General features: G+C 69.9%; 24 protein-coding genes and 1 tRNA gene. 1 reads left to right on the plus strand and 24 read right to left on the minus strand.

What is annotated here, in order from left to right; genetic code table 11:
- Positions 1–187 precede the first annotated feature (187 nt).
- Positions 188–261, plus strand: a tRNA-Arg gene (locus D7W82_RS14505).
- Between the two features lie 194 nt (positions 262–455).
- Here the strand turns inward: D7W82_RS14505 and D7W82_RS14510 are convergent.
- From D7W82_RS14510 to D7W82_RS14625, 24 genes are all read right to left on the minus strand, one after another.
- On the minus strand, positions 456–2204 hold the full coding sequence (locus D7W82_RS14510) for a molybdopterin-dependent oxidoreductase (protein WP_120618956.1): 1749 nt from the start codon (positions 2202–2204) through the stop codon (positions 456–458).
- Between the two features lie 50 nt (positions 2205–2254).
- Positions 2255–3046 (minus strand): succinate dehydrogenase/fumarate reductase iron-sulfur subunit, encoded by a 792-nt coding sequence (locus tag D7W82_RS14515; protein WP_120618922.1) that lies wholly within the window; start codon positions 3044–3046, stop codon positions 2255–2257.
- 222 nt (positions 3047–3268) lie between these two features.
- Complete coding sequence (locus D7W82_RS14520) at positions 3269–5182, minus strand: fumarate reductase/succinate dehydrogenase flavoprotein subunit (protein ID WP_120618957.1); 1914 nt, start codon at positions 5180–5182, stop codon at positions 3269–3271.
- A gap of 2 nt (positions 5183–5184) precedes the next feature.
- Positions 5185–5904: a succinate dehydrogenase cytochrome b subunit gene (locus tag D7W82_RS14525; protein WP_120618923.1), complete on the minus strand. Its 720-nt coding sequence runs from the start codon at positions 5902–5904 to the stop codon at positions 5185–5187.
- 441 nt (positions 5905–6345) lie between these two features.
- Positions 6346–7443, minus strand: coding sequence for a glycosyltransferase family 4 protein (locus D7W82_RS14530; protein WP_120618924.1), 1098 nt, complete (start codon positions 7441–7443; stop codon positions 6346–6348).
- A gap of 121 nt (positions 7444–7564) precedes the next feature.
- Complete coding sequence (locus D7W82_RS14535) at positions 7565–8848, minus strand: hemolysin family protein (protein ID WP_120618958.1); 1284 nt, start codon at positions 8846–8848, stop codon at positions 7565–7567.
- Between the two features lie 84 nt (positions 8849–8932).
- Complete coding sequence (locus tag D7W82_RS14540; protein WP_120618925.1) at positions 8933–9361, minus strand: response regulator; 429 nt, start codon at positions 9359–9361, stop codon at positions 8933–8935.
- A gap of 50 nt (positions 9362–9411) precedes the next feature.
- Positions 9412–10263, minus strand: a complete 852-nt coding sequence (locus tag D7W82_RS14545) for a metallophosphoesterase (RefSeq protein ID WP_120618926.1) — start codon at positions 10261–10263, stop codon at positions 9412–9414.
- A 61-nt stretch (positions 10264–10324) separates the two neighbouring features.
- Positions 10325–11512: a ceramide glucosyltransferase gene (locus tag D7W82_RS14550; RefSeq protein ID WP_120618927.1), complete on the minus strand. Its 1188-nt coding sequence runs from the start codon at positions 11510–11512 to the stop codon at positions 10325–10327.
- An 87-nt stretch (positions 11513–11599) separates the two neighbouring features.
- Positions 11600–12283, minus strand: coding sequence for a phosphate signaling complex protein PhoU (phoU, locus tag D7W82_RS14555; RefSeq protein ID WP_120618928.1), 684 nt, complete (start codon positions 12281–12283; stop codon positions 11600–11602).
- Between the two features lie 31 nt (positions 12284–12314).
- The gene (gene pstB, locus D7W82_RS14560) at positions 12315–13058 is read right to left on the minus strand and encodes a phosphate ABC transporter ATP-binding protein PstB (protein ID WP_120618959.1); all 744 of its coding nucleotides are present in this window, start codon (positions 13056–13058) and stop codon (positions 12315–12317) included.
- A gap of 46 nt (positions 13059–13104) precedes the next feature.
- Positions 13105–14016 carry a phosphate ABC transporter permease PstA gene (gene pstA, locus D7W82_RS14565; protein WP_120618929.1) on the minus strand — a complete coding sequence of 304 codons (912 nt, stop codon included), beginning with the start codon at positions 14014–14016 and terminating at the stop codon, positions 13105–13107.
- The gene (gene pstC / locus D7W82_RS14570; protein ID WP_171425638.1) at positions 14013–15008 is read right to left on the minus strand and encodes a phosphate ABC transporter permease subunit PstC; all 996 of its coding nucleotides are present in this window, start codon (positions 15006–15008) and stop codon (positions 14013–14015) included. Before pstC ends, pstA begins: the two co-directional genes overlap by 4 nt.
- Positions 15009–15066: 58 nt before the next feature.
- A complete protein-coding gene (locus D7W82_RS14575; RefSeq protein ID WP_120618930.1) occupies positions 15067–15891 on the minus strand; it encodes a phosphate ABC transporter substrate-binding protein in 825 nt (274 codons plus the stop codon).
- Between the two features lie 108 nt (positions 15892–15999).
- Positions 16000–16689, minus strand: coding sequence for a response regulator (locus tag D7W82_RS14580; protein WP_120618961.1), 690 nt, complete (start codon positions 16687–16689; stop codon positions 16000–16002).
- Positions 16690–16988: 299 nt separating this feature from the next.
- Positions 16989–17390 carry a hypothetical protein gene (locus tag D7W82_RS14585; RefSeq protein ID WP_120618931.1) on the minus strand — a complete coding sequence of 134 codons (402 nt, stop codon included), beginning with the start codon at positions 17388–17390 and terminating at the stop codon, positions 16989–16991.
- A 180-nt stretch (positions 17391–17570) separates the two neighbouring features.
- Positions 17571–18050, minus strand: coding sequence for a histidine phosphatase family protein (locus D7W82_RS14590; RefSeq protein WP_120618932.1), 480 nt, complete (start codon positions 18048–18050; stop codon positions 17571–17573).
- Between the two features lie 65 nt (positions 18051–18115).
- Positions 18116–18565 carry a DUF1634 domain-containing protein gene (locus D7W82_RS14595; RefSeq protein WP_120618933.1) on the minus strand — a complete coding sequence of 150 codons (450 nt, stop codon included), beginning with the start codon at positions 18563–18565 and terminating at the stop codon, positions 18116–18118.
- On the minus strand, positions 18562–19425 hold the full coding sequence (locus tag D7W82_RS14600) for a sulfite exporter TauE/SafE family protein (RefSeq protein WP_120618934.1): 864 nt from the start codon (positions 19423–19425) through the stop codon (positions 18562–18564). Before D7W82_RS14600 ends, D7W82_RS14595 begins: the two co-directional genes overlap by 4 nt.
- Before the next feature lie 96 nt (positions 19426–19521).
- Positions 19522–19779: a hypothetical protein gene (locus tag D7W82_RS14605; RefSeq protein WP_120618935.1), complete on the minus strand. Its 258-nt coding sequence runs from the start codon at positions 19777–19779 to the stop codon at positions 19522–19524.
- On the minus strand, positions 19780–21546 hold the full coding sequence (locus tag D7W82_RS14610) for a chloride channel protein (protein WP_120618962.1): 1767 nt from the start codon (positions 21544–21546) through the stop codon (positions 19780–19782).
- A gap of 171 nt (positions 21547–21717) precedes the next feature.
- The gene (locus D7W82_RS14615) at positions 21718–23292 is read right to left on the minus strand and encodes a S1C family serine protease (protein ID WP_158617666.1); all 1575 of its coding nucleotides are present in this window, start codon (positions 23290–23292) and stop codon (positions 21718–21720) included.
- 186 nt (positions 23293–23478) lie between these two features.
- Entirely contained in the window at positions 23479–24429 is a 951-nt protein-coding gene (locus D7W82_RS14620) for a metallophosphoesterase (RefSeq protein WP_120618963.1), read from the minus strand.
- Between the two features lie 13 nt (positions 24430–24442).
- Positions 24443–25804: a cell wall metabolism sensor histidine kinase WalK gene (locus D7W82_RS14625; protein ID WP_120618937.1), complete on the minus strand. Its 1362-nt coding sequence runs from the start codon at positions 25802–25804 to the stop codon at positions 24443–24445.
- Position 25805: the final 1 nt, after the last annotated feature.

Consider the following 25805-nt stretch of genomic DNA (forward strand, 5'->3'; position numbering starts at 1 on the left):
GGCTCGGGGCAGGGGACGCCGCGGGCGTCCGGGGTGACTCCGTGCAGGCCAGGCAGGCAGCGAGGAGACAGGCGGATAGCAGGGGAGCGCGGTTCATGTCCCCGGGTCTAGTCCATGGCAGGTCGGGATTGCGTGCTTGCGTCGTCTGGGGACTTCGGTTACTCCTCCGGCATCGGAAAGCGGTTCTGCGCGATTAGCTCAGCTGGATAGAGCGTTGGCCTCCGGAGCCAAAGGCCGCAGGTTCGAATCCTGCATCGCGCGCAGAGACAAGGGCCCGGGATTGTTGGGGATTTTTCCCAATAATCCCGGGCCCTTCGTCGTTTCCGGCCGGGCCTTGCTGCAAGGAGGCAGCAAACGGAATGGCTGCCGCACCGGAGCTTCCGGTCGCTGGGCAGTGCCTCCCGCCAGGCAGGGGGCCATGGTGAGCACCCACGTCGTGCGTTCACCGCTGCTGGTCAGATCGACTGCCGATACCCGAAGAACTCGTGGTCTTCGTTGTAGCCGCCCTGCCCGCCGCCGACCTCGGAGTAGTCGGCTACGAACTCGATGCCGGCGATCCACTTCACCTGCTTGAAGCCGAGCTGGACCTCGTTGCGAAGGCGAAGCGGCGCCCCGTGACCGTAAGACAGTGGTTGGCCGTTCATGTCGTAGGCCAGCATCGTCAGGTGGTAGCTCATCTGCTTGATGGGGTGCGCGTCATAGTAGAGGCCCTGGTCCGGACCGTCGCCGAGCGAATAGAACACCACCCACTTCGCTTCCGGCTTGGGCTTGACCAGGTCGAGGACGGTCTGCATCGAGACGCCACCCCATTTGGCGACGCCCGACCATCCCTGGATGCAGAAGTGTTGGGTGATCTGCTCGTGGTACGGCAGGGCGCGCAGCTCGGCCAGGCTCAACTCGACCGGCTTCTCGACGAGTCCGCCGACCCGGAGCCGATAGCTCGCGAACTGGCCATTGAAGAGTGCCCGGTACTCGGCCGACTCGGGATACTTGCCGTTGTGCCAGAAGTACGGGGAGATGTCGTTCTCCGAGTATTCACCGGGTTTCGCATCCGCATGCTCGAACAGTCGCTGCACCGGGCCGATCAGGGCGAAGCCGATCCGCTGCACCCAGCGCGGATGTCGCAGGGTCACGGGGGTCGCGGCGACCCAAGCGACCGTGACCACCACCATCGACGCCGCGAACATTCCGAACCCGACCCAGTCGCCGCTGTCGACCCCAGCGTAGATGTGGTTCAAGTTCCGCAGCGCGCCGGTCGTGAAGACCAGGGTGACGTGAACGACGATGAAGAGGAGGAACCAGCAGAGGACGAGGAAGTGCAGCGAGCGAGCCATCTGGATGCTGAGCCGCTTGCTGACGCGCCTGAACCGGGTGGAGAGCGCGGGTGACATGCCCAGCCCGGTCACGAGGGCGAGCGGCGCGGCCACGAAGACGGTGATGAAATAGGCGATGGCCTGCAGCCCGTTGTATGCGGCCCAGCCGTTGTCGACAGGCCAATCGAGCGACAGGTACTGGAGGAGGACCGACGCGGCATCGGGGAAGACCTGCCAGCTCGTCGGGACGAGCCGACGCCATTCTCCCGTCGAAAACAAGAGGACGTAGAAGACGATCCCGTTGGCGAGCCAGAGCATGTCGACACCGAGGTGCCACCAGCGTGCCAGCCCAATAGAGTGGCGGATGCCCGGCAGCCCGAGGTGTTTCGGCAGGGTGATGGAGTCCTGCTTGGCGGTCCAGAGTGGGACGTCAGGCACCTTCTTCTGCATGCGGAGCCACTCTCGCCCGGGCGTCGAGTGCCGCGTCCAATACAGCCGGGGATGGTCGGCCAGGATCTGCAGCCCAGCCCGGATGATGAAGATCAGGAAGAACAAGTTCAAGAAGTGCTGAACGCGCAGCCAGACCGGCATCGCGGTGGTGAAGCGGGTGGCGAAGCCGGTCCCCGGGTGTCGGAGGATGAACTGCTGGACCTCCGGCATCGTGCGGAGCCCCTTCGCCACGGAGATCGCCGCGATCAAGGCCACGAAGCAGAGCGGGATCATCCAGAGCAGGTTGAACCAGCGGTTCGCGCCAATCCGTACCCGTGGCGCGATCCCGAAGGCGGCGGGGAGGGAGCCCGCCCAGGTCTCGGGATCGACGACCTCCTCTCCCGCGGTGAGCCGCGTTCGAAAGTCGCGCACGGCGTCGGGTGTCACCCCATTTTCGTCCATGTGGAGCGTCCCGGTCGGCTGTACGCCGGAAGGGCTGCGCCGTTTCACCATTACGGTTCGCTCACGGAGTCGTTGGTGCGGTCGGGCGTGGACCGCCGCCCGTCGGCCAGCTTCGCCCGGCTCCAGTCACGGCTCGTGCGCGCAATGGTGTCGATGCTGATGGATTTGGGGCACGCCGCCTGGCACTCCCCGTGCCAGCTGCAGTTGCCGAAGCCCTCGTCGTCCATCCGCGCCACCATGGCGAGCGCCCGGCGCGCGCGCTCCGGCTGCCCCTGCGGCAAGAGGCCCAGATGAGAGAGCTTGGCCCCGACAAAGAGTGCCGCCGATGCATTGGGGCAGGCCGCGACGCAAGCACCACAGCCGATGCAGGCCGCGGAGTCCATCGCTGCGTCAGCGCCTTGCTTCGGGACCATCGCGCTGCTTGCCTCGGGGGCAGCCCCTGTCGGAACCGAGATGAAGCCGCCAGCGGAGATGATCCGATCGAAGGCGCTCCGGTCCACGATCAGGTCCCTGAGCACCGGGAACGCCCGCGCTCGCCACGGCTCGATCACGAGCTCCTCACCATCGGAGAAATGACGCATGTAGAGCTGACAGACCGTCGTACCCCCGATGGGGCCGTGCGCCGCGCCGTTGATCATGACGCCGCACGAGCCGCAGATCCCCTCGCGGCAGTCGCTCTCGAAGGCGACTGGCGCTTCTCCCTTGGACGCGAGCTGCTCGTTCAGGGTGTCGAGCATCTCCAGAAAGGACATATCGGGCGTGATCCCCCCGACCTCGTAACGGCTGAAGGCCCCCTCGGACTGAGGGTTCTTCTGCCTCCAGAGCTGTAAAACGAAGTTCACGTCGAGCCCCTTTCTCTCGAAAAGCGTGTCACGTCGCAGCGCGCCTGGCGCCCCATGAGCAGGCGGACGCGAACGCTCCGTTTCCGCGATCCACGCGGCCCTTGCCTGTCTTCAGGCTCCCCACCCACCGTGCCCATGCCTTGCGTAGCGGCATGCTGCCCCCTCTCTCAACGTGAAGTTCGAAGTCGGCGAGGAGCGGTGGTCACGGCTTGGGGCCCGTTCTCACTTGTAGGTCCTGGTGGAGGGTGGGACCGCCTCGAACGAGAGCGGCTCCTTGTGGAGGACCGGTGGCCTGCCCCCGTCCTGGTGCTCCCACACCGCGACGTGGGCGAAGTGTTGGTCGTCGCGTCGCGCCTCGCCGTCGGGCGTCTGGTGCTCCTCCCGGAAATGCGCGCCGCAGGATTCGTCTCGCTCGAGCGCGTCGCGGCACATCAGCTCCGCGAGCTCGTAGTAGTCAGCGAGGTGCCCGGCGCGCTCCAGCGACTCGTTCAGTGTTTCCCCGGTATCGGGTAGCCGGAGATCGCGTTCGAACTCGCTCCGCAGCACGGGGATTCGCTCGAGCGCCGCCGAGAGTCCGCGCTCGCTGCGTGCCATGGCACAGTGCTCCCAGAGGAGGGCGCCGAGCTCCCGGAAGTGATCCTCCACGGTCCGCGTGCCTCGCGAGGCGATGAGGCGATCGAGCTTCGCCCTGGCGCCGCGCTCCGCATCCCGGAACGCCGAGTGCTCCGGGTCGAGTGGTGAGGGCCCGGCGCGCGCCAACCCGGCGGCGATCGTGTTCGGAACGATGAAGTATCCATCGGCGAGCCCCTGCATGAGGGCGCTCGCGCCCAGGCGGTTTGCCCCGTGGTCGGAGAAGTTGGCCTCGCCAAGAACGTACAGGCCCGCAAGCGTGCTCCGCAGATCGTAGTCCACCCAGAGGCCGCCCATGGTGTAGTGGACCGCCGGGTAGATTCGCATCGGCACGCGGTATGGATCCTCGCCAGTGATCCTCTCGTACATCTCAAGCAGGTTTCCGTAGCGCTCGCGGATTGCACTCTTGCCGATACGGCGCAGCGCCTCGTCGAGATCGAGGTAGACGCCACGTCCGCCCGGACCCACGCCCATCCCCTCGTCGCAGACCTCCTTCGCCGCGCGCGAGGCGATGTCCCGAGGTGCCAGGTTGCCGTAAGTCGGGTACCGCCGCTCGAGGTAATAGTCTCGCTCGTCGTCCGGGATGTCGCACGGAGCGCGCCGGTCCCCTTTGCGCTTCGGCACCCAGACTCGTCCGTCGTTGCGGAGCGATTCGCTCATCAGCGTCAGCTTCGACTGGTGGGGGCCGCTCGCCGGGATGCAGGTGGGATGGATCTGCGTGAAGCACGGATTCGCGAAGCCGGCGCCCCTGCGATGCGCACGCCAGATCGCGGTAGCATTGGACCCTCGCGCGTTCGTCGATAGATGGTAGACGTTGCCGTAACCTCCGGTTGCGAGGATCACCGCATCGCCGGCGAACGAGCCAAGTGCTCCGGTCAGCAGATCGCGCACGACGATCCCTCGCGCCCGGCCATCCGCGACGACGAGATCGAGCATCTCGGTTCTCGCGTGCATGCGCACCTGTCCAGACTGCACTTGCCGCTCGAGCGCCTGGTACGCGCCAAGGAGGAGTTGCTGCCCGGTTTGACCGCGCGCGTAGAAGGTCCGCGAGACGAGCGCGCCCCCGAACGAGCGTGTCGCCAATGTTCCCCCGTACTCACGGGCGAACGGAATCCCCTGGGCCACGCAATGGTCGATGATTTGATTGCTGACCTGGGCGAGCCGGTAGACGTTTGCCTCTCGCGAGCGAAAGTCGCCGCCCTTGAGCGTGTCGTAGAAGAGCCGCCAGATGCTGTCCCCGTCGTTGCGGTAGTTCTTCGCGGCGTTGATGCCGCCCTGCGCGGCGATGCTGTGCGCGCGTCGCGGCGAGTCCTGGAAGCAGAAGCAGTGCACGCGATAGCCGAGCTCGCCGAGCGAGGCCGCCGCGGAGGCTCCCGCCAGGCCTGAGCCGACCACGAGGATGGTGTACTTGCGGCGGTTGCTCGGCCCGACGAGGTGCCCTTCACGCAGGCGCTGGTCCCACTTGGCAGGCAGCGGTCCTTCCGGGATCTTGGCGTTGAGCTCCATGACTAGCGCACCCACCCGAGCCAGACCGCGAGCGGAATGCTCGTGAAGCCACCCCAGAGAAGCAGGGCCAGGAGCCACGCGACTGGCCGACGCTTCGGTTGGGGCGAGGGCCTCGACACCCCGAGGCTACGCAAGGACGCCCATGCTCCGTGCCAGACGTGCAACCCGACGAGCACCATGGCGCCGAGATACGCCGCCGCGACCCAGCCCACGCTGAATCCCCCGACCACGTTGCGATACACGTCGTGTTCGTTGAATGGCACGGGCTCGATGATTCCGGCGGTCAGGTGCAGGATGTGGAACACGATGAATCCGCCGAGCCCGAGGCCGGTGAGCCGCATCGTGCGAGACGCTACCGTGGCGGAGCGCCGGGCCACGCGGCGGTAGCGCACCGGACGCGCGCGCCGGTCCCGCGCCCAGAGCAGCACGGCGGCGCCGACGTGGATGACCGCGGAGAGGAGAAGCACCGCGCGGGCCACCCACAGGAGCAGGGGTTCGCGGACGAGGAACGCAGAGTACGAATTGAGCGCCGTGGAGCCTTGGTAGACGAGCAGATTGCCGAGCAGATGGAGGACGAGAAACGTGACGAGCACGACGCCGGTCACGGCCATCAGCACCTTCAGCCCCACCGTCGTCCGCCAGCGGCGCTGGCTCACCGAGGCGCCGGCGGCGGGCGCCGCGTCATGGGGTGGCCCTTCGGCGGGTTCGTCGAGCGTCCTCATTCCGTCCGCCCCTTCGCGGAGGGCCGTCGCCCATCTCGGAGTCGCAGGATTCGAATGCTCACCCGCAAACGCGAGACGTCTCCGATGCCACCCCTTTCGAGCAGGGGCGACGAGAAGTACGTACGCAAGCCTCCCGGAGGGAGCTCCAACGGCTGGCGCAGATGGATCATCGCGCTCCTCACGAGGGCCTCCGCGGCCATGGCAGCGCCTCCATCTGCGCGCCAGGGCGTCCCGGTGCAAGTCCATTACCCGCGAAGTCCCAGAACTGCACACGGCTCAGGTGCTGCGGGGTGGCCTGTCGAATACAAGCACCTGGCAACGAGGAAGAAGGCATCCCGCTGGAGGTACTCCGCGCACTTCGGTCTGGAGGGCGGGCAAGGTCCGGCTCGGTGAGGGGCAGGCCTGAGCGCTCCGGCTACCCGGAGGGTTCGCATCCGCCGCTCAGACGCCCGTCACCTGGCGGATGAACGCGAGCATCCGCGAGCACGTCGTGTCCAGGTCCATGTGCGCCTCGGCCATGCGGCGGGCCTCCCGTCCCATGGCCTCCAGTGTCGCCGGGCGCTGCAACAGCGCGTCCAGCATGTGCGCCAGCGCCGTGTAGTCCCCCGCCGGCACGATGCGCCCGTCCACGCCGTCGCGCACCAGCTCGCCCACGCCGCCCGCGGGCGTGGACAGCACCGCCAGGCCCGCGGCCTTCGCCTCCGCGATGGCCCAGGACGACATGTCCGCCATCGTCGGCAACACGAAGAGGTCCGCCGCCTGCGCCAGGCCAATCAGCTCCGGCGAGTTCGGCTGCACGCCCACGTGGACGCGCACCCCCGGCGGCGCCTCGAAGGGCGTGGTCGTCACCAGGTCCAACCGCCAGTTCCTCCGCCGCGTCTCCCGCGCCCAGCGCAGGAGCAGCTGGCCGCCCTTGCGCCCCAGGTCGCCTCCCACGAAGAGCAGCCGCACCACGCCGTCGCGGGGCTTCTTCTCCGGCGCGGGGCGCCACAGCGTCGTGTCCACGCTGGGCCACACGACGTGCACGCTCGCGCCGGGCACGCCGTACTCCTCCACCAGCGAGCGCTTGGTGTACTCCGAGAAGGACAGCATCCCCTTCGCGATGGCGTACGTGCGCCGGTGCAGCACGTTCTTCGCCCGGCCCAGCCAGCCCGCGTGCTGCGTGCGCAGGCCGTAGTAGCGCAGGTATTCCTCCAGCCCGCTGGGCGTCGCGTCCGTGGAGATGACGCTCGGCACGCGGCGCATGAAGCCGTGCGACAGGTGCGCCAGCCGCTGCGTGTGCACCACCGCGGCCCGCACCGGCTCCCGCGAGGAGGCCTGGTTCAGCGCGACGCGGGCCCGCAGCCCTCCGCGCATCGACAGCCGCGAGCGCACCATGGGCAGGTACTCCCAGAGGTCATCCGCGTGTTCGTCGATGGGCAGCCACACCGGCGTGATGTCGGTGCGACGCCCCATGGCCCGCTTGAGGTTGTCCAGGAACACCGCGTTGCCGAGCGTCGTCTCGATGACGAACGCGATGCGTGGGGCTGAGGACTGCATCCGCTGCGCGCGCCTCCCCAGGGCCGGGGTGCCCCTCCCGGGCATATAGGTGCCCGGTGCGGCATCACCAACGGCACCCCAGGGCACCCGTCCGGATTCACACGAAGAGGAGGGACCGCTGTCACGCCTCCGACTGCACGGGCTGCTCCGGCAGGTGGAAGCGCACCTCGCGCACGCGGCGCGGCGACGCCTCCACCACCTCCAGCACCGTGCCGTCCGGCATGGTCAGCTTCGTGCCCGGCTCCGGGATGGCGCCTCCCGCGAGCGCGATGCACAGGCCCGCGACGGTGGAGTAGTCCTCGCTCTCCTCCAGCTCCAGCCCCAGCGCGCGGTTCACCTCGCGCAGGCTCGCCTCGCCCTGCACCACCGCGACGCCAGGCCCCTCGCGCCGCACCAGCTCCTCCGGCGTCTCGGACTCGCTGAGGATGTCCCCGACGAGCTCCTCCACCAGGTCCTCCACCGTCACCAGCCCCACCACGCCGCCGTGCTCGTCCACCACCACCGCAAGCTGCATCCGCCGGCGCTGCAGCTCCTTCATCGCCGCGATGGCGCGCATGGACTCCACCAGGAACAGCGGCGGGCGCAGCACGTCCTCCAGGACGATGAGGTGCCCCTCCCAGGCCACGCCCAGCAGGTCCTTGGCCACGATGTAGCCCACCACGTTGTCCAGCGTGCCCTCGTACACCGGCATCCGCGAGTGCCCGTGCTCCAGCAGCACCTGGCGGATCTCCTCGTTGCTCGCGTGCCGGCGCAGCGCGACGATGTACTCGCGCGTCACCATCACCTCGCCCAGCGTCAAGTCCCCCAGCTCGAAGGCCCGCGACGCGATCTCCCCCGCGCGCGGATCCAACGTGCCCTGCTTCGACGCCTCCTCCACCAGCTGCATCAACTCGTCCGGCGACAGGCGCGACTCGGAGAAGTTCGTCTTGTCCCCGAAGAGCTTCAGCACCACGTTGGAGCTCGCGGTGAGGAACCACACCAGGGGCCGCATCACCCACGACAGCGCCTTGAGCGGCCGGCCCAGCGTCAGCGCGTACTGCTCGGAGAAGCGCAGCGCCAGGGACTTGGGCACCAGCTCCCCCAGCACCAGCGACAGGTACGACACCATCGCGACCACCCCCGCGAACGCGACCTGGCTCGCCGTGGCCTCCGGCACGCCCAGCCCCGCCAGCACCCCCGCCAGCCGCTGCGCGATGCTCGCGCCGCCGAAGGCCGCCGCCGTGGAGCCAATCACCGTGATGCCAATCTGCACCGTGGCGAGCAGCCGCTCCGGATCATCCCGCAGCGCCGCGACGGCCTTCGCGGACTTGCTGCCCTGCTCCAGGAGCTCCTTCAGCCGCGTCTTGCGCACGGACAGCAGGCCCAGCTCGGCGCCCGCGAAGACGCCATTGGCCAGGACCAGCAAGAGGATGATGACGAGCTCCGTGACGATGGCGGACCTCCCGGCTGGACCCACCCCGCCTCGTGGCGGCGGGTGACCCCTCCCGTCCTACACCCCCAGCGATTGCAGGAGGAGCGACAATTGGTCGCGACTCGCACCCTTGGGCAGGTAGTAGTGGGGACCAGACATGAGTGCGCTGCCTACATCCTGCGCCGCCGCGGAGGTGAGGAAGACGATGCGGGGGGTGGTGGCCGCGCGTGGCAGCTTCTCCACGACCTCCAGGCCGCTCATCCCCGGCATGTTCAGGTCCAGGAGCATGACGCCGAAGCGCTCGCCCCGCTTGAGCGAGTCGAGCGCCTCCTGTCCGTCCGCTGCCTCGGTGGTCTCATAGCCGAGGTCCTCCAGGCTCACCCGGAGGAACTCCCTCCAGTCCGCGTCGTCATCCACGACCAGGACCTTCCGAGCCCCATCATCCAGCGCGAGTCGCCCCAAGCATCCTCCTGACTTGAGGAGAACCTTCCGGGGCCCCGCTGGCATTCGCGACACTTGTACCCGGGGACAGGCTCCAGCAGGCGGCCGTGCAGGCCCTAGAACAGCGCCATGCCCAGCTGGCCCACCAGGTACTGGAGGGCGGGCCTGACGTTGTGGACCGCCGTGCGCGGCCTGGCCGGCTCCGACGCCTGGCACCACGCGGGCTCGCCCACCAGCTGGCCGGCCATGTGGCTGAAGACGCGGAAGCGCCCCAGGTCCGTGCTGCTGCCCGAGTTGTAGACGCGCAAGGAGCGCTCGCCCGGGATGCCCAGGTCCGCCTCGCTGGGGATGTGCCGGTGGCCGTGCAGCACCAGGTCCGCCCGGCCGCCCACGCGCTCCAGCAGTCGGCCACCCAACGCGAGCTCCGACGCGTGGGGCAGGCCGAACTTCGTGGCGATCCACTCCGGGAAGCTCTCCAGCGGCAGCGGCATCACGTGGTGGTGCAGCAGCACCGCGACCAGCGCGTCCTTGGGCGCGTGCTCCAGCGCGCGGTCCACCTCCTCCACGACGCCTTCCGTCAGTTCGCCGTGGCTGTGGAAATAGTTGCGGTTGTGCTCACCGGTGGAGTCCACGCAGACCAGGAAGAGTCCCGCCTTCTCCACGGTGTGGACCTTGCGGCCCTCCATGAAGCCGCTGCCCACATCCTCGCCGGGCCGGTCATGGTTGCCGGGGATGAAGGTGAGGCGTCCGGTCTCCATCCAGGGAGCGAAGTGTTCACGGAAGCGCTGGAACTCGGCGTGGGATCCGCGGTGCGTGAGGTCTCCCGTCACCACCACGTGATCCACCTCCTGCGCTGTCAGTGCCTTCACCAAGGAGGACGCGGAGGCATCGCTCTCGCGGCTCATGTCCAGGTGAAGATCCGAAAGATGCGCCAGCTTCAGGGAGGGCATGCTGAAGGAGATAGGCATCGGTTCTTCGAGCGGCGAGGGTTGCTGTACGAAGGTTCGTCAAAAGTTGGGCCAGCGTCGTTCACCCCACCCCGTTGCTGGGGATCCACTCCGTCGCGGGAGTGCTCCGAGCCCGCATCGGCACCAGGCGCGTGCCTGACACCACGCGCAACCGCGTGCCGCGCCAGTCCACCGTGCGCCTGAACGCGCCGTGCCACCACGCGGCGAAGAGCAGCGCGTCCTTCACCAGAACCGCGGGCGCCGCGCGCCAGGACACCGGCTGGGGCCGCAGCGCGCGGAACACCGCCACGTCCACCCAGACCTTGCCCAGCGCCACCGCCAGCGCCGCCAGGCCCGTGAGCGCGGACGGGTGGAACACCGCGCCCAGCACCGCGAGCGGAGCCGGGTTGAGGAGCGCCTGCGCCACGTAGGTCGAGGGCGATACCGCTGTGCGGTGGATGACGCTCCAGCGCAGGTAGCGCTGGAAGAAGGCGTCCACGCTCTTGCGCAGGGACACGTTGAAGACAGGGGCGTGCGCCAGCACCACGCGCTTGCCCAGCTTGCGCGTCACCCACTGGCCAATGACGTAGTCCTCCGCCAGCACGTCCTTCACGGAGAAGAAGCCGCCCAGCGCCTCCACGTCCTCGCGGCGCAGCGCCATGGACTTGCCCACCACGATGTCCCGGTCCGCCGCGTGCTTCGCGGCGATCATCCCCGCCGCGGCGCTGGAGGACAGGTGCAGGTTGTCCAGGAGCGAACCGAAGGTCTGCTCACCCAGGCCCGCCACCGGGTGCGTCACGCAGCCCACCGTGGGGTCCTCGAAGGCCGCGGCGATCTCCTCCAGGTAGCCGTCCCCCACGCGGGTGTTGCTGTCGCTCACCACCCACAGGTCGAACCGGGCCTCGGACGACAGCGTCACCAGCTGGTTCACCTTGGGGTTGAGGCCGGGCTCGCCCTCCTGGAGCACCACGCGCATGACGTGGGGCCACTTCGCCTGCGCGGCCCGCGCCACCGCCCAGGCCGGGTCGCGCGCGTCCTTCACGCCCAGCAGGACTTCGTAGTGGGGGTAGGGCAGCTGGGCGAACCGGGCGAGGTTCGCTTCCAGGTCGTCATCCACGCCGCACAGCGGCTTGAGGATGGACAGGCCGGGCTTGTGCGTGGGGGCCGCGGGGACGGCGCGGCGGTGGCGGCGCACGAACAGCGCCTGGAGGAGGAGGGCCAGGAGACCCACTGCGGACGCGGCCAGGAGGAGGCTGGAGGCGATGAGCATGCCGCCACCCTAGAAGCCTCACAAGGCGGGACCGGGGCGGCGGGGCGGCGGGACGGCCAACTCGCCGTGACACCCCGGTGAAGCCGCCTACTCCAGGTCGCGGCTGCGCGGGTGGCGCACGTCCTTGCCGCGCACCATGTAGATGACCATCTCCGCCACGTTGAGCGCGTGGTCGCCAATGCGCTCCAGGTGCTTCGCGATGAACATCAGCGCCGTGGCCCGGCGGATGTTGCGCGAGTCCTCCATCATGTAGGCCAGAAGCTCGTTGAAGATCTTCAGGAAGAGGGCATCCAGCAGGTCATCCCCCTTGAGGACGTCCTCCGCCTTGGCCGCGTCCCCGGACACGAACGCATCCAGGGCCTTCTTGACCTGCTGCTGCGCCAGCTCCGCCAGCTTCGGCGTGTCCACGTAAGGCGCCAGCGGGGGCACCTGGTTCAGGTCCATGGCGCGCTCGGCGATGTTCACCGCCAGGTCGCCAATGCGCTCCAGGTCGGTGACGATCTTCAGCGCCGTGGTGATGAGGCGCAGGTCGGACGCGGCCGGCTGGCGCAGCGCGAGGATGCGGCGGCACAGGTCGTCGATGTCGACCTCCAGCCGGTTCACCTCGCGGTCCGCGCCCACCACCTGCTCCGCCAGCGCCGAGTCGCGGTCGGTGAGGGCGCGGGTGCTCTGCGAGATGAGGGTCTCCACCTTGGCCCCCATGGCGAGCAGCTTCTCGCGCAGGTTGCGCAGGTCCTGCTCGAATGCCTTGTCGGTGTGCGTGGCCGCCATGTCGTCCTGTTCCGTCGCGCGGGTGAGGCTCTCAGCCGAACTTCCCGGTGACGTAGTCCTCCGTGCGCTTCTCTTGGGGGTTGGTGAAGATCTGCTCCGTGGGCCCGCACTCCACCAATTCCCCCATGTAGAAGAAAGCCGTGCGGTCGCTCACGCGCGCGGCCTGCTGCATGTTGTGGGTCACGATGGCGATGGTGTACGTGGCCTTGAGCTCGTGGATGAGCTCCTCGATCTTCGCCGTGGCGATGGGGTCCAGCGCGGACGCGGGCTCGTCCATCAGCAGCACCTCCGGCTCCACCGCCAGGGCGCGCGCGATGCACAGGCGCTGCTGCTGGCCGCCGGACAGGCCCAGGGCGCTCTCGTCCAGCCGGTCCTTCACCTCGTCCCACAGCGCCGCGCCGCGCAGGGACTTCTCCACGCGCGCGGCGAGCTTCGCCTTGTCCTTGAGGCCGCCCACGCGCAGGCCGTAGGCGACGTTCTCGAAGATGGACTTGGGGAAGGGGTTGGACTTCTGGAACACCATGCCCACGCGGCGGCGCAGGTCCACCACGTCCAGGGCGCGGTCGTGGATGCTGCGGCCGTCCAGGAAGACGCTGCCGTCGTGGCTTGCCCCCGGGATGAGGTCGTTCATCCGGTTGAGCGAGCGCAGGAAGGTGGACTTGCCGCAGCCGGACGGGCCGATGAGCGCCGTCACCTTGTGCTCGGGGATGGCCAGGCTCACCTGCTTGATGGCCACCTTGCTGCCGTAGCGCAGGGTGAGCTCGCGGGCTTCCATCTTGTTGCGCGGCGTGGCGGAGGAGAGGGGCATGGGATGAAGAGCGTCAGTGTCCGGCCGCGGCCTTGCGGCGCGTGCGCGTGCGTATGAGGACCGCGACCAGGTTCAGGGCGAAGGTGAGCAAGAGCAGCACCAGCACCGTCGCGTACAGCAGCGGGCGGGTGGCCTCCACGTCCGGCGACTGCGTGGCCAGCACGTAGGTGTGGTAGCCCAGGTGCATGAACTGCGAGTTCAGGCTCGTGGGCAGGTCCGGCAGGAAGTACGCCGCGCCGGTGAAGAGGATGGGGGCCACTTCGCCCGCGCCGCGGGAGACGGCCAGCACCGCGCCGGTGAGGATGCCCGGCAGCGCGCCCGGCAGCACCACCCGCGCCAGCGTCTGCGACTGGGTGGCCCCCAGCGCGAGGCTCGCGGTGCGCTGCTCCTGGGGCACGGCGCGCAGCGCCTCCTCCGTGGACACGATGACGACGGGCAGGGTGAGCACCGCCAGCGTGAGCGACGCCCAGAGGATGCCCGGCTGGGCCCAGTGCATCTCCTCGTAGCCCAGGGCGTGGTCCAGGCCCCTGCCCACGAAGAGGATGAAGAAGCCCAGGCCGAAGAGGCCGAAGACGATGGAGGGCACGCCCGCCAGGTTCGCCACCGCCACGCGCACCGCGCGGGCCAGGAGGCTGGACGGCGGGGCGTACTCGTGCAGGTAGACCGCGGTCATGACGCCCACCGGCATCACCGCCAGGGTCATGAGCAGCGTGAGCGCCGCGGTGCCGAAGAGGGCGGGGAAGATGCCGCCGCCCATCATCCCGTCCGTGGGCGCCTGGGAGAGGAACTGCCAGGACAGGTGGCTCCAGCCGCCCCGGACGACGTCCAGGAGGATGATGGCGAGCATGGCCACCATGATGAACGCGGCCAGCCCCGTGAGCGACACGAGCGACAGGCCCACGACCTTGCGTGTGGCGTGCTTCACCCCGCACCTCCCTTGAGCCGCTGGATGACCTTCTTCGTCCACACCCCCGCGAGCATGTTCAGCACGAAGGTGAAGAGGAACAGCTCCACGCCGAGGAAGAAGAGCAGCGCGTAGTGCGGGCTGCCCACCACCACCTCGCCCATCTCCGCGGCGATGGTGGCGGACAGCGAGCGCACGGAGTCGCCCAGGTTCCAGGACACGATGGCCGCGTTGCCGGAGGCCATGAGGACGATCATCGTCTCACCGATGGCGCGCCCGAAGCCCAGCACGCACGCGGCGAGGATGCCGGGGGCCGCCGCCGGGAGCACCACCTTCCACGCCGTCTCCCAGGGCGTGGCGCCCAGCGCCAGGGACGCCTCGCGGTAGCTGCGCGGCACGGCGGTGAGCGCGTCCTCGGTCACCGTGAAGATGACCGGCACGATGGCCAGCGCCAGGCCCAGCCCCGCCACTACGGCATTGAGCCGGGACGTGAAGCCGAACACCTCCTGGAGGAAGGAGGCCATCACCATCAGCGCGAAGAAGCCCAGCACCACGGACGGGATGCCGGCGAGCAGCTCGATGGTGGGCTTGAGCACTTCACGCAGGCGGCGGGGGGCGAACTCCGCGGCGAACAGCGCGCCGAAGATGCCCAGGGGCACGGCCACCAGCATGGACACGGCCGTCGTCTTCAGCGTGCCGATGAAGAGCGGAATCATGCTGACCTTGGGCACGCCGGACACCGGCTGCCACACGTAGGCCAGGGGCTTTCCCTTCCGCACCAGCTGCGGGAGGAACATCTTGGAGAAGCTGGCCTCCTCGCGCGCCGCCGCGTCGGTCACGAGCGTCAGGGCCTCCTTCGCCACGAAGACGAGGATGAGCACCAGCGCGGCGATGCCCGTGAAGGCCACCGCGGTGATCAGCGCGGCGATGGCCTTCTCCTTCAGCTGGCGCCGGCGTGCCGCGGGCGACAGCGTGGGCAGCGCCACGGGGGGCGCGAGGTCCTGCTCCTGCATGACGGCCTGTCTATCCAACATGGGACTCCCGCGCCGGGTGACAATCGCGTGACGCCAACTACTTCACAGGGAAGTAGCCGACCTGGGTGACGATGGCCTGGCCCTCGGCGGACAGCGCGAAGTCGATGAAGGCCTTCACCTCGCCCGCGGGCGCCTTGCCCAGGTAGAAGAACAGGTCGCGCGACAGCGGGTACTTGCCGCTCTTCACGTTCTGCGCGCTGGGGGCGAAGGACTCGTTGCCCTTCTTCACCTTCAGCTCCTTGATGCCCTTGCCGTACGCGGCGCCGCCGTAGCCGATGCCGTTCTTCTCCTTGGCCACCGCGTTGACCACCGCGGCCGTGCCGGGGAGCGTCTGCGCCTCCGGGGCGAAGTCCTCGCCGCCCAGCACGTGGTCCTTCACGAAGACGTAGGTGCCGGAGGAGTTCTCACGCGAGTACGGGACGATGGGGGCGTCCTGCCCGCCCACGTCCTTCCAGTTCGTCGTGTCGCCCAGGTAGATGGCCTTGAGCTGCTCCGCGCTGAGCGCCTCCACCTTGTTGGTCTCGTTGACGTAGAAGGTGACGCCGTCCCTGGCCACGGGCAGCGCGGTGGGCGCGGCGTTGTTGCGGGCGCGGATCTTCGCGGCCTCCGCCTCCTTGATCTCCCGGCTGGACATGGCGATGTCGGTGGTGCCGTTCTGCAGGGCCGCCAGGCCCGTGCCGGAGCCGCCGCCCGTCACCTGGATCTTCGTGGCGGGGTTCTTCTTCATGAACGCCTCCGCCCAGCGCTGGGCGAGGATGACCATGGTGTCCGAGCCCTTCACCGTCACCGTGCCTGCCTGGGCGGTCAGCGGGAGGACGGCGAGCCCGAAGGCGACGAAGCTTGAGAGCAGAGTCTTCTTCATGAGGTGTCTCCTCCCCGAAGGGTCGGGGTCGCGTGACGATCTATGGAGCAGATGTGGCCGTTTGACGGCCCTTGCGTGACAAATGGGTAACGGAAAGCAGGCCCCTGCCTACCCGGCCGCCGGATCCACGATGCGGTAGCCCACGCCGCGCACCGTCTCCAGCAGGGCGCGGGCAGGGCCCAGCTTGTCGCGCAGGCGCATCACGTGCGTGTCGATGGTGCGCGTCTCCAGCGCGCTGGACAGGCCCCACACCTGCTCCAGCAGCTGTTCGCGGGTCTGCACCCGGCCCAGCCGGGCCATGAGGTACTCCAGCAGGCGGAACTCCAGCGCGGTGAGGGGCGTCTCCTTCTCCTCCACGAAGAAGCGGTGCTGGGTGACGTCCAGGCGCAGGGGGCCCAGCGCCAGGGGCGGGCTGCCCTCCTGGGGCGAGGACGCGCGCCGGAGGATGGCCTTGAGCCGCAGCACCAGCTCGCGCACGGAGAAGGGCTTGACGACATAGTCGTCCGCGCCGACCTCGAAGCCGCGGATGCGGTCCGCCTCCTCGCTCTTCGCGGTGAGCATGACGATGAGCACGTCACGCAGGCGGGGGTTGGCGCGCAGGTGGCGGCAGACCTCGATGCCGGACAGGTCCGGCAGCATCAGGTCCAGCAGCACCACGTCCGGGGGCTGCTCGCGTGCGGCGGTGAGCGCCGCCTCCCCGGTGAAGGCCACGCGGGTGGTGAAGCCCGCGCCGCGCAGGTTGAAGTCGATGAGCTCCGCGAGGTCGCGCTCGTCGTCGACGATGAGTACGTGGGACATGGCGGGCACGTACTGTGCGCGCATCGCTTCGCGCCTACGTGACGCGCCGGCAACAAGTGCGTCACGTCCGTCACGGGACGGTGTGCGCGAAATACGACGGGCGCGGACGGGCCCCGGGGAGAAGGGGGACGGGGCCGTCCGCGCCGCTTGTCCTCGCCCGGGTTGCGCGAGGCCACCTTCGGCGTCCGCTCCAGCGCAGCCGCGCCGGAAGCGTCGCCATTTCATTCGTTGGGCATTGCCCGCCTGGCGGCGTCCTCGCCGCGCGGCTCATGGGCTTGAGGCGCGGGGGACGGCGGACGTCAGACGGAGGCTGCTTCGTCCAGGCCACCGCGGCGCGGCAGCTGTTGGCGGCGCAGCGCGATGCCCTGCTCATCCGGAGCGTCAGGCGGGGCCACGGAGGCCACGCCGCGCAACGCGGGCTGGAGCGAGGCGAGGAACGCGGCCAGGCCGCATCCGGTGGGGACCGGTTCGATGAACAGGCCACCCGAACGGCGGTGCTTCTCCGCGAAGACCTTGATGCCAACGTCGGCACGGGGGTGGTCTTCCTCGAAGGGGCCTTGGGTGCCCTGCCCCTGGCTCATCGGGACGATGGGCGTGAAGGGCTTCGAGGGCGCCATCACCCCGGGCAGGACCCCGAGCCCGATGACGACCCATGCGAGCAGCTTCAGCTTCAGCAGGCCGAGCACGCGTGCCACGACCAACGCGCGCGCGTGCTCCAGGCCGTGTCCGGCGCCGGGAGCCGCAAGGGCTGGGGTCTGTGGAAAACGCATGTCTCGCTGGAGCACGAACTGCCTGACGGAGCGCGTAGTCCTGCACGCGGCGGGGGGGCTCCGCAAGGCCTCGTACGGGGAAACCGCATGTTTCCAAACGCGCGCGGGTGGCTACGGGCGCCGCAGGGACCGCCCTGGCGCGGCCATCCATTGCAGGGAGAACCCGCGCCCTTCGGGCCGCAGGGCGACCGCGCAGCCCTTGCGGAGCTTGTCCGGCAGGGCATGGCCCAGCGCGAGCGCGGCGGCGCGCTCCAGCGAGGGGTTGTGTCCCACCAGCGCCCAGCCCGGGCCCACGTCGCGCGCCAGCTTGAGCACGTTGCGGGCCGCGCCCTTCATGGGCACGAGCGCGGGGTGGACCTCCACGTGGGACAGGCCGAGCGCGTCCGCGAGCAGCTCCGCGGTCTGCACCGCGCGCACCAGGGGACTGGTGATGATGCCCATGAGCGGCGTGAGGCGCGTGAGCTTCTTCGCGTGCTGACGGAAGGCGGCGCGGCCCTGGGGCGTGAGGGCACGGGCCTCGTCGCCCAGGGCGTGGGAGTCCTCGGCCACGGCGTGGCGCACGAGGAGGAGGGGCAGATCGCGTTCGGCCATGGGCGCGCGTTGTAGTGCGTTTCGCGCCCGCGCGGATGTGACGAACGGGTGGACTGCTGAGTGGACTACTCCACACCGCCCAGGAGGAAGGCGAGCAGGAGCAGCGCGAGCACGCCGGTGGTGATGGCGGCGAAGGCGCGGTCCTTCTGCGCGCGGAAGATGCCCAGGGACAGGGCCACGCGCAGCACGGGCACGGTGATCATCACCAGCAGCCCCGCCATCACGAAGGACTGGCCGCGCACGGCCATGACGCCCTCGAAGACGTCCGTCAGTTGGTGCGGCGCGTCGTCCGGTGAGGTGAGCCGCTGGAGCGCGTCCGAGGACGAGAAGTAGTCCGGGTGCCGGAAGAAGGTCATCACCATGCCGCAGGTGACGAGCGACAGGCTGAGCAGCACGCCGCCGCGCAACAGCTGGCTGATGAGCAGCTCCGGCGTGAGCGGCACCACCTCGTCCTGCGCGACGGCGGTGCTGGTCGTCTGCCGAGGAGACGGAGGTTCAGCGGGTACCGGGCTCATCCGTGGATCCCCTTGGACAGCATCTCGTATGACACCCACAGCAGGACGGCCACGAAGAGCATGCGCAAGGAGCCGCTCTTGAGCTTCGTGAGGTAGCGCGAGCCCATGAACGCGCCCAGCGTGACGCCCACGCACACGGGGCCGGCGATGAACGGGTCGATGTCGCCGCGCGCGAAGTAGATGCCCGCGCTGGCCGCCGCCGTGACGCCGATCATGAAGTTGCTGGTGGCGGTGGAGACCTTGATGGGCAGCCCCATCGCCAGGTCCATGGCTGGCACCTTCAGCGCGCCGGAGCCGATGCCGAGCAGGCCGCTCACCGTGCCCGCGACATACATGAGCCCCAGGCCCATGAGCGGCCGGTGCACGCGGTACGTCACCTCGCCGCCGGTGGACACGTCGTAGTAGCTGCCGTGCAGCGCGAGCCTGTCCGCGAGGGCATCCGGCGGAGGCTCTTCCCGGGGTCTGCCGTCCTCGCGCAGCTTGCGCAGCATCGCGAGCGCCGAATAGGCCATCACCGCGCCGAAGAGGAAGTACAGCGCGCGGCCACCCACCAGGCCCGCGAGCATCGCGCCCGTGACGGCGCCCGCCACGGTGGCCAGCTCCAGGAACATGGCCACGCGCATGTTGGCCAGGCCGTCTCGCACGTACGCCGCCGCCGCGCCGCTGGACGTGGCGATGACGGACACGATGGAGGCTCCCACCGCGTAGCGGATGTCCACCTTGAGCACGAGCGTGAGGACGGGGATGAGGATGAGGCCACCGCCCAGGCCCAGCAGCGAACCCAGCAGGCCCGCTCCAATGGAGACGCACAGCACGATGGCGACGAAGTTGAACGGAGTGGCATCCAAGGCGGCGGCCATCTTCCTCCCGGCCCTCCCGCATGCAAGCGCTTCACGCGCAGGCCGCCTGGTCGCCCGCTCTGGACCGTCCCTTCAGGGTGGGCGGACGGTAGACCTTCAACGTTGCCGGGGCGCGTCGGACGGCTTCGTGTCGTGTGCCGGAGGCGTGTCCGGGGGCTGAGGGACGGGCCAACCCTGGAAGAGCGGCCAGCCCCGGTAGGGGTTGCCCCGGGTGCGTTCTTCCGTGGGCACCTGCTCCTCCGGAGGGTGCTGACCGGGGCGGGGTGGGGTGCGCAGCAGCACCCACGTCAGCACGGCGCACAGCAGGCCCATGGCGACGATGCTCCACGCGCGCGTGCGGGGCTCCAGCTCCATCTAGAAGCGCCCCCGCTTGAGCAGGTCGCCCTTGGAGAGCGAACCCAGCAGGCGCCGGCCTCCGTCCACCACGGGCAACCGATCCAACTCCGTGTGGCCGAACCGCGCGGCCACCTCCGCCAGGGACAGGTCCGGGGTGATGGGCTGCACGCCGGTGTCCATCACGTCCGCGGCCACGGTGGCCTGGAGCAGCGAGTGGTCCGGCAGGTGGCCCTTGAGCGCGTCCAGGGTGATGACGCCCAAGAGGCGCCCCTCGGCGTCGGTGACGTAGAGGTCCGCGCCCGCGGGCTGCTCCAAGAGCAGCACCACCACCTCGTCGAAGGGCGCGGAGGGCGGCACCCGCTGCGTGGCCGGTGACAGGAGCGAGCGCACGCCTTCCTCCCGCAGCCAGTGCGGCACGGAGGCGGGCACGCGCACGTCGCGCTTCGCGAGCACGGACGTGTAGAGCGACTCCGGCTCCAGCCGGCGGCTGACGACGGCGGCCACCACCGCGGCGAGCATCAGCGGGAGGATGAGGTCGTAGTCGCCGGTCATCTCGAAGATCATCAGCACCGCGGACACGGACGCGTGCGTGGTGCCCGCGAGCACCGCGCCCATGCCGAGCAGAGCGTAGGCCCCGCTGGGCGCCGCGCCGCCCGGAAGCGCCCGCTCCACCAGCATCCCGAACGCGCCGCCCAGGAGCGCGCCGAAGAAGAGGGACGGGGTGAAGAGCCCGCCCGGCACCCCCGCGCCCGCGCACAGCGATGTCACCGCCAGCTTCGCCAGGGGCAGGATGAGCAGCAGCGTGAGGGGCAGCGTCCCGTGCAGCGCCATGTTCACGGAGTCATAGCCGTTGCCCATGAGGTACGGCCCCGCGATGGCGGTGAGGCCCACCGCCGTCATCGCGACCAGCGGCATGAACGGGGTGAGCCACGACGGCAGCTTGTCCAGCAGGTCCGACGTGAAGTTGATGCCGCGCACGTAGAGCGCGGAGGCCCCGCCCACGAGCACGCCCAGCATGATCGCGAGAATCAGCTCACGCGGGTGGGTGAGGGCGTAGTGGGGGATGACGTAGCTGGGGTGGTCCGCGATGAGGGTGCGCGACACGAGCGTCGCCACCACGCACGACACGACGATGGGGCCGAAGAGCTCCAGCGCGAAGCTGCCCAAGAGCACCTCCAGGCCGAAGAGGGCGGCGCCAATGGGGACGTTGTACGCGGACGCGATGCCCGCCGAAGCGCCGCACGCCACCAGCACGCGCGCCTGGCCCGGCCCCAGCTTCAGCCACCCGGACAGCGCGGACCCGCTGGCCGCGCCCGTCTGGAGGAGCGCGCCCTCGCGGCCCAGGGGAGCCCCCAGCGCCACCGCGATGATGGACACGAAGCCGCGCAGCAGCGCGCGGGGGAAGGGCAACCGGCCGGACTTCACCCAGATGGATTCGATGATGCCCGCGGTGCCGTGGCCTCGCAGGGGCTGGCCCACCACCAGCGACACCAGCGTCACCAGCGCGCCGCCCAGCACCGGCACCAGGAACCGGCGCCAGCCCGGCGACGCGAGCGCGCCCTCCAGGAAGTGCTCGGAGTTCGTCTGCCAGAACAGGTGCTGGGTGAAGCGCAGCACGGCGAGCAGCGCCACCGCGCCCAGGCCGGAGATGAGGCCCACGCCCACCACCAGCACCCAGAAGCGCCGCTCCTGCCCCAACAGCCCCCGGAGGATCCGCCGCAGCCAGGGCGAGGGCTCCCCCGTCCTCAGGTCGGGATGTACGGCTCCGGATGCGGGTTCGGGCATGGCCTCCACACCTGTCCAATGTACGGAGGCGGGAAGGGCCTTCCCGAAACCGCGCTGCGATTTCCAACGGCTCCCGCCCGGCTGCCCGTCCTCCGGATAGACTACCTGCCCACCGGAGTCCTGGCCGCGCAGCGCCGCGTGCTTCACGCGGGCCGTCGCGTTCTGGACGGGCTACTTGCCTGACGGAGTCCTGGCCGCCTTGCCCTGCGTGCTCTTCGCGGGCTGACGCGCTCCGGTGTCACGAGGCGGCGCGCCCGAGGGGGCCTGCCCCGCCGGCTCACCCGTGAGGCCCAGGTGGATGCCGGGCGGCGGAGGGTTCTTCAACACGGACTCCGTGCGCGTCGCGGGCTCCGTGGCGTCTGGCGCGAAGCGGTCCGCCAGCTCCGCGACGGCGTCGCTCAGCTCGCGGTGCGCGACGATGGTGCGCTCCAGCGTCTTGCCCAGCCGGGCCGACGTGTCGAAGGTCTGCCGGGACTCATCCGAGCCCGGCAGCGAGTCCTGGTACGAGAACGTCAGCGTCGCGTCCCGGCGCAGCGCATCCAGCAGGCGGGCCAGTTGCTGTTGCAGCTCCGCGTCCTGCTCCGCGCGAGGGCGCTCCAGCAGGCCCCGCTCGCCCCCGAACCAGACGCGCCCCACCTTCCCGAAGCCCCCGTCCGCGGAAGGGACGGGCAGGTCCTCCAGCACGAGCAGCGGGTGCACGCGGCGCGGGAAGTCCTGTTCATACAGCGCGAAGAGCAGGGTGCCGTCCGCGCGGGGGAACACCGCCGCGGTGCGCGAGCCGAAGGGGAAGAAGGGCGTGGCGGACACCTCCGCGCGCTTCGCCACGCGGGCCCGGGCCAGCGCGTCCAGCGGCGTCGAGTCCTCCATGGCGCGCCTGGGCGTGCGGCGCAGGTTGTTCATCAGGTCGCGCGCCTGGTCGATGCCCACCACCACGTTGAGCGCGCTGCCTCGCGAGTAGCCCGCGTGGTAGACGCCCACCAGCTCGAACTCACCCGTCTTGCAGGAGATGGCGAGCACGGGCGACCCCGAGTTGCCCTGCGACAGCAGCGCGTCGATGACGAAGTCGTCGTGGTACCACTCCTTGTACTCGTCGCGGTCGTAGGCGGAGATGACCTTGCCCATGTTGGTGGCGTTGAAGACGCCCAGCGGGAAGCCGCGCACGTCCACCACGTCGCGCTCGCGCACGGCGGCGCTCTTGCCCACCTTCCAAGGCATCACCGTCAGGGGCGCCTTGGACTTGATGACGGCCAGGTCCAGCTGCGGATCCACCACCGCCTTGGACAACGGGATGTCGTCGCGGTCGTAGTGGTCCGCCTCGTTCTCCACGATGCTCAGGGCGTCCTTCACGCGCTTGCAGCCGGAAGCCACGCCGTCCACCGGGTGCGCGTCGCTGGTGACGTCCGGCCACTCCACGACGTGCTCGTTGGTGAGCAGCAGCGTCTCCCCGGCCTGCTGCTTGTACGCGAACGCGGTGCCGTGCGCGGACACCGGCGTGCGCGTGCGGCGCACGTTGCCCTCCGCGCCGTAGGACAGGCACTCGTACACGGCGGTGCTGCGCACGCAGTACGTGTACTTCTTCTGCATTGCCTGCTCGAAGGCCCGGGCCTTGGGGGACAGCGCGGCGTAGCTGTCCGCGTATTCGCCTTCGCAGTACGGCGCGGGCGGCGGAGTTTCGGGGAGAGCTTCTGTGCCGGAAGTGGCCAGGGACACCGCCACCACCGACAGTCCGACCATCCACCCGACCATGGCCCCTCCCGCGTTGTCGTCGCCTGAGGTGTTGCTAAGGCCCGGAGCGCCCACGTGCATCTGTGCGCGCGGGAGGCCGAGCGGATTTCGCGGTGCGAAAAGCCCGCTGCCCGTCAGAAGTGACGGAGCGCGTGTCCATTCCCGGACGGGCAGGCCCCACGCGCACGCACCCGGTGGGCGTGGGCCTCACCCGTCCAGGTCGTTGAGCGCGTCGGGCGGCAGCGGAGCGGCGCCCGTCACCGTGCCGTCCAGGTCCAGGGGCAGCGTGGACGGATCGACCTCGGGCGGAGGGCTGTTCTCGAAGGGCGCGGCGAGCGCGGGGCGAGCGCCCCCCGCACCCGGCGGCGGCCGCAGCACGGGCCCCGGAGGCGGCAGCCCCGAGTGCCGCCGCGCGGCCTCCAGCAGGGCGTTGTGGTGGCGGTAACGCGCCTCCACGAGCTTGTGGATGAGCAGCGGCCCCCCGGGCACGCGGCGCGCGGTGAGGGCCTGGGTGGCCTTGCGCACCGGGTAGCGCACGCGGCGGATCTGCACGCGCCAGCCCTTGGGGGTGAAGGTGAAGACGCCGTAGGCGGGGCGCAGGTCGCCGTCGCGAGGAATCCCGGCGCTGGCCACGTCCGCGATGAGCATCCGGCCCACGCGCCGGCGGTAGGGGAAGTGCAGGTGCCCGAAGGCGCACGCGGCCGCGTCCAGGTGCGTGAAGAAGCGCCGCACCGCGTGGTCGTCCAGCGTGGGGTCCAGCGACTCCTCCAGGTTGCGGGGATTCGCGTGGCAGATGAACAGGTCCTGTCCCTTGCGCGGCGTGTAGCGCAGGGAGAAGGGCATCTGCCCCAGTTGATGGAGCAGCGTGTCGCCCAGCTGGTCGCGCGTCCAGCGCAAGAGCTCCGTCTTCCAGTGGTCGCGCTCGCGGTACGCACCGCCCAGGTAGTTGCCGGCGAGGTACGCGTCCGTGTTGCCCATGATGAGGGCGTGGCACTTGCTGAAGAGCAGCTCCACCGTCTCTCGCGGGTGCGCGCCGCGCAGGGCCAGGTCTCCGGCCGCGACGATGTAATCCGGCGCCACCGATTTGGTGATGTCGTCCAGCACGGCCTCGCAGGCCGGAAGGTTCCCGTGAATGTCCGCGAGGATGGCGACCCGCATGGCCGCCCCCATCCTAGCCCGTCGCCGCCGTCGGGCCAGCCGCCGAGGGTAGAAAAATGACGAAGGTACTGCCCACGTTCGGCTGGCTCTCCACCTTCACCTCGCCGTCCATCGCGCCCATCAGGTGCTTCACGATGGAAAGGCCCAGCCCCGTCCCCCCCATGTCCCGGCTTCGCCCCTTGTCCACCCGGTAGAATCGCTCGAAAATCCGGGAAAGATGCTTGGGCTCGATTCCCACGCCTGTGTCGCGCACGCGCACGACGCACCGGCCGCCCTCGTACGCTCCGTCCACGTCCACCCGGCCGCCCGCGGGCGTGTACTTCACCGCGTTGTCGAGCAGGTTGAGGAGCACCTGCTCGATGGCCCGCCCATCCCCCATGGCCACCAGCTCCGGCGGCACGTGCAACCCGATTTGCTGGTTCTTGCCCTCGGCCTTGGGGCGCACGCCCTCCGCGGCGCGGGAGACGGCCAGGGCCAGGGGCACCTCCGCGCGCTGGAAGGTCATCTCGCGCGCCTCCAGGCGGGAGAGCTCCAGCAGGTCCTCCACCAGCTCGGAGAGGCGCTCGGACTGACGGTGGATGATCTCCACCATCTTCGGCGCCACCTGGGTGTCCTGGAGCGCGCCGCCCTGGAGCGTCTCCGCGTAGCCGCGGATGGCGGTGATGGGCGTGCGCAGCTCGTGGGAGACGTTGGCCACGAAGTCCTTGCGCACCTTCTCCAGCCGGCGCAGCTCCGTGACGTCGTGGAAGACGGCGGCGCTGCCGGGCAGGTCGCGCCCCACGGGCGTCACGCGCACGGCCAGGGTGCGGGAGTACAGCCCCTCGAGCGTCAGCTCCAGCCGCGTGGAGGCGCCTTCATGACAGGCGCGGGCCACCGCGTCGTTGAGGGCCTCGTTGCGGATGAGCGCGAGCGGCCGCTGGCCCACGATGGCGCCGTTGGCGGGCAGGAGCATCTCCGCGAGCGCGTCGTTGTGGCGCACCACGGTGCCCTCCGCGTCCGTCACCCAGAGCCCCTCCGCCATGCCGTCCAGCACGGCGGTGAGGATGCGCGCCTCCTGATTGAGCGCGGCGGCGCGCATGGACAGCTTGTCGTCCAGCGTGTCGATGGCGTCTTCCAGCTGCGCCAGGTCGTCCGTGCGCTCCAGGCCCGCGGGCGGCGCCACGTCCATGCCCGCCGCCAGCGACTGCGTCTTCTGGGTCAGCGCGCGAAGCTGCCGCTCCATGGCCACGCGGCTGGTGCCCAGGGCCAGCGCGGAGCCCGCCAGCGTGACGAGCCCCGCGGCGAGAGCGCCCGCCGGGTGCCCGAAGAGCACGAGCAGCGTCGACACCAGCAGGGGAGGAACGAGCAGGGCCAGGAGCGTGAAGCGCAGGGGCATG

Origin of the sequence: Corallococcus sp. CA049B, from assembly GCF_003611685.1 — a bacterium.
In the GTDB taxonomy this organism is placed as follows: Bacteria; Myxococcota; Myxococcia; order Myxococcales; family Myxococcaceae; genus Corallococcus; species Corallococcus coralloides.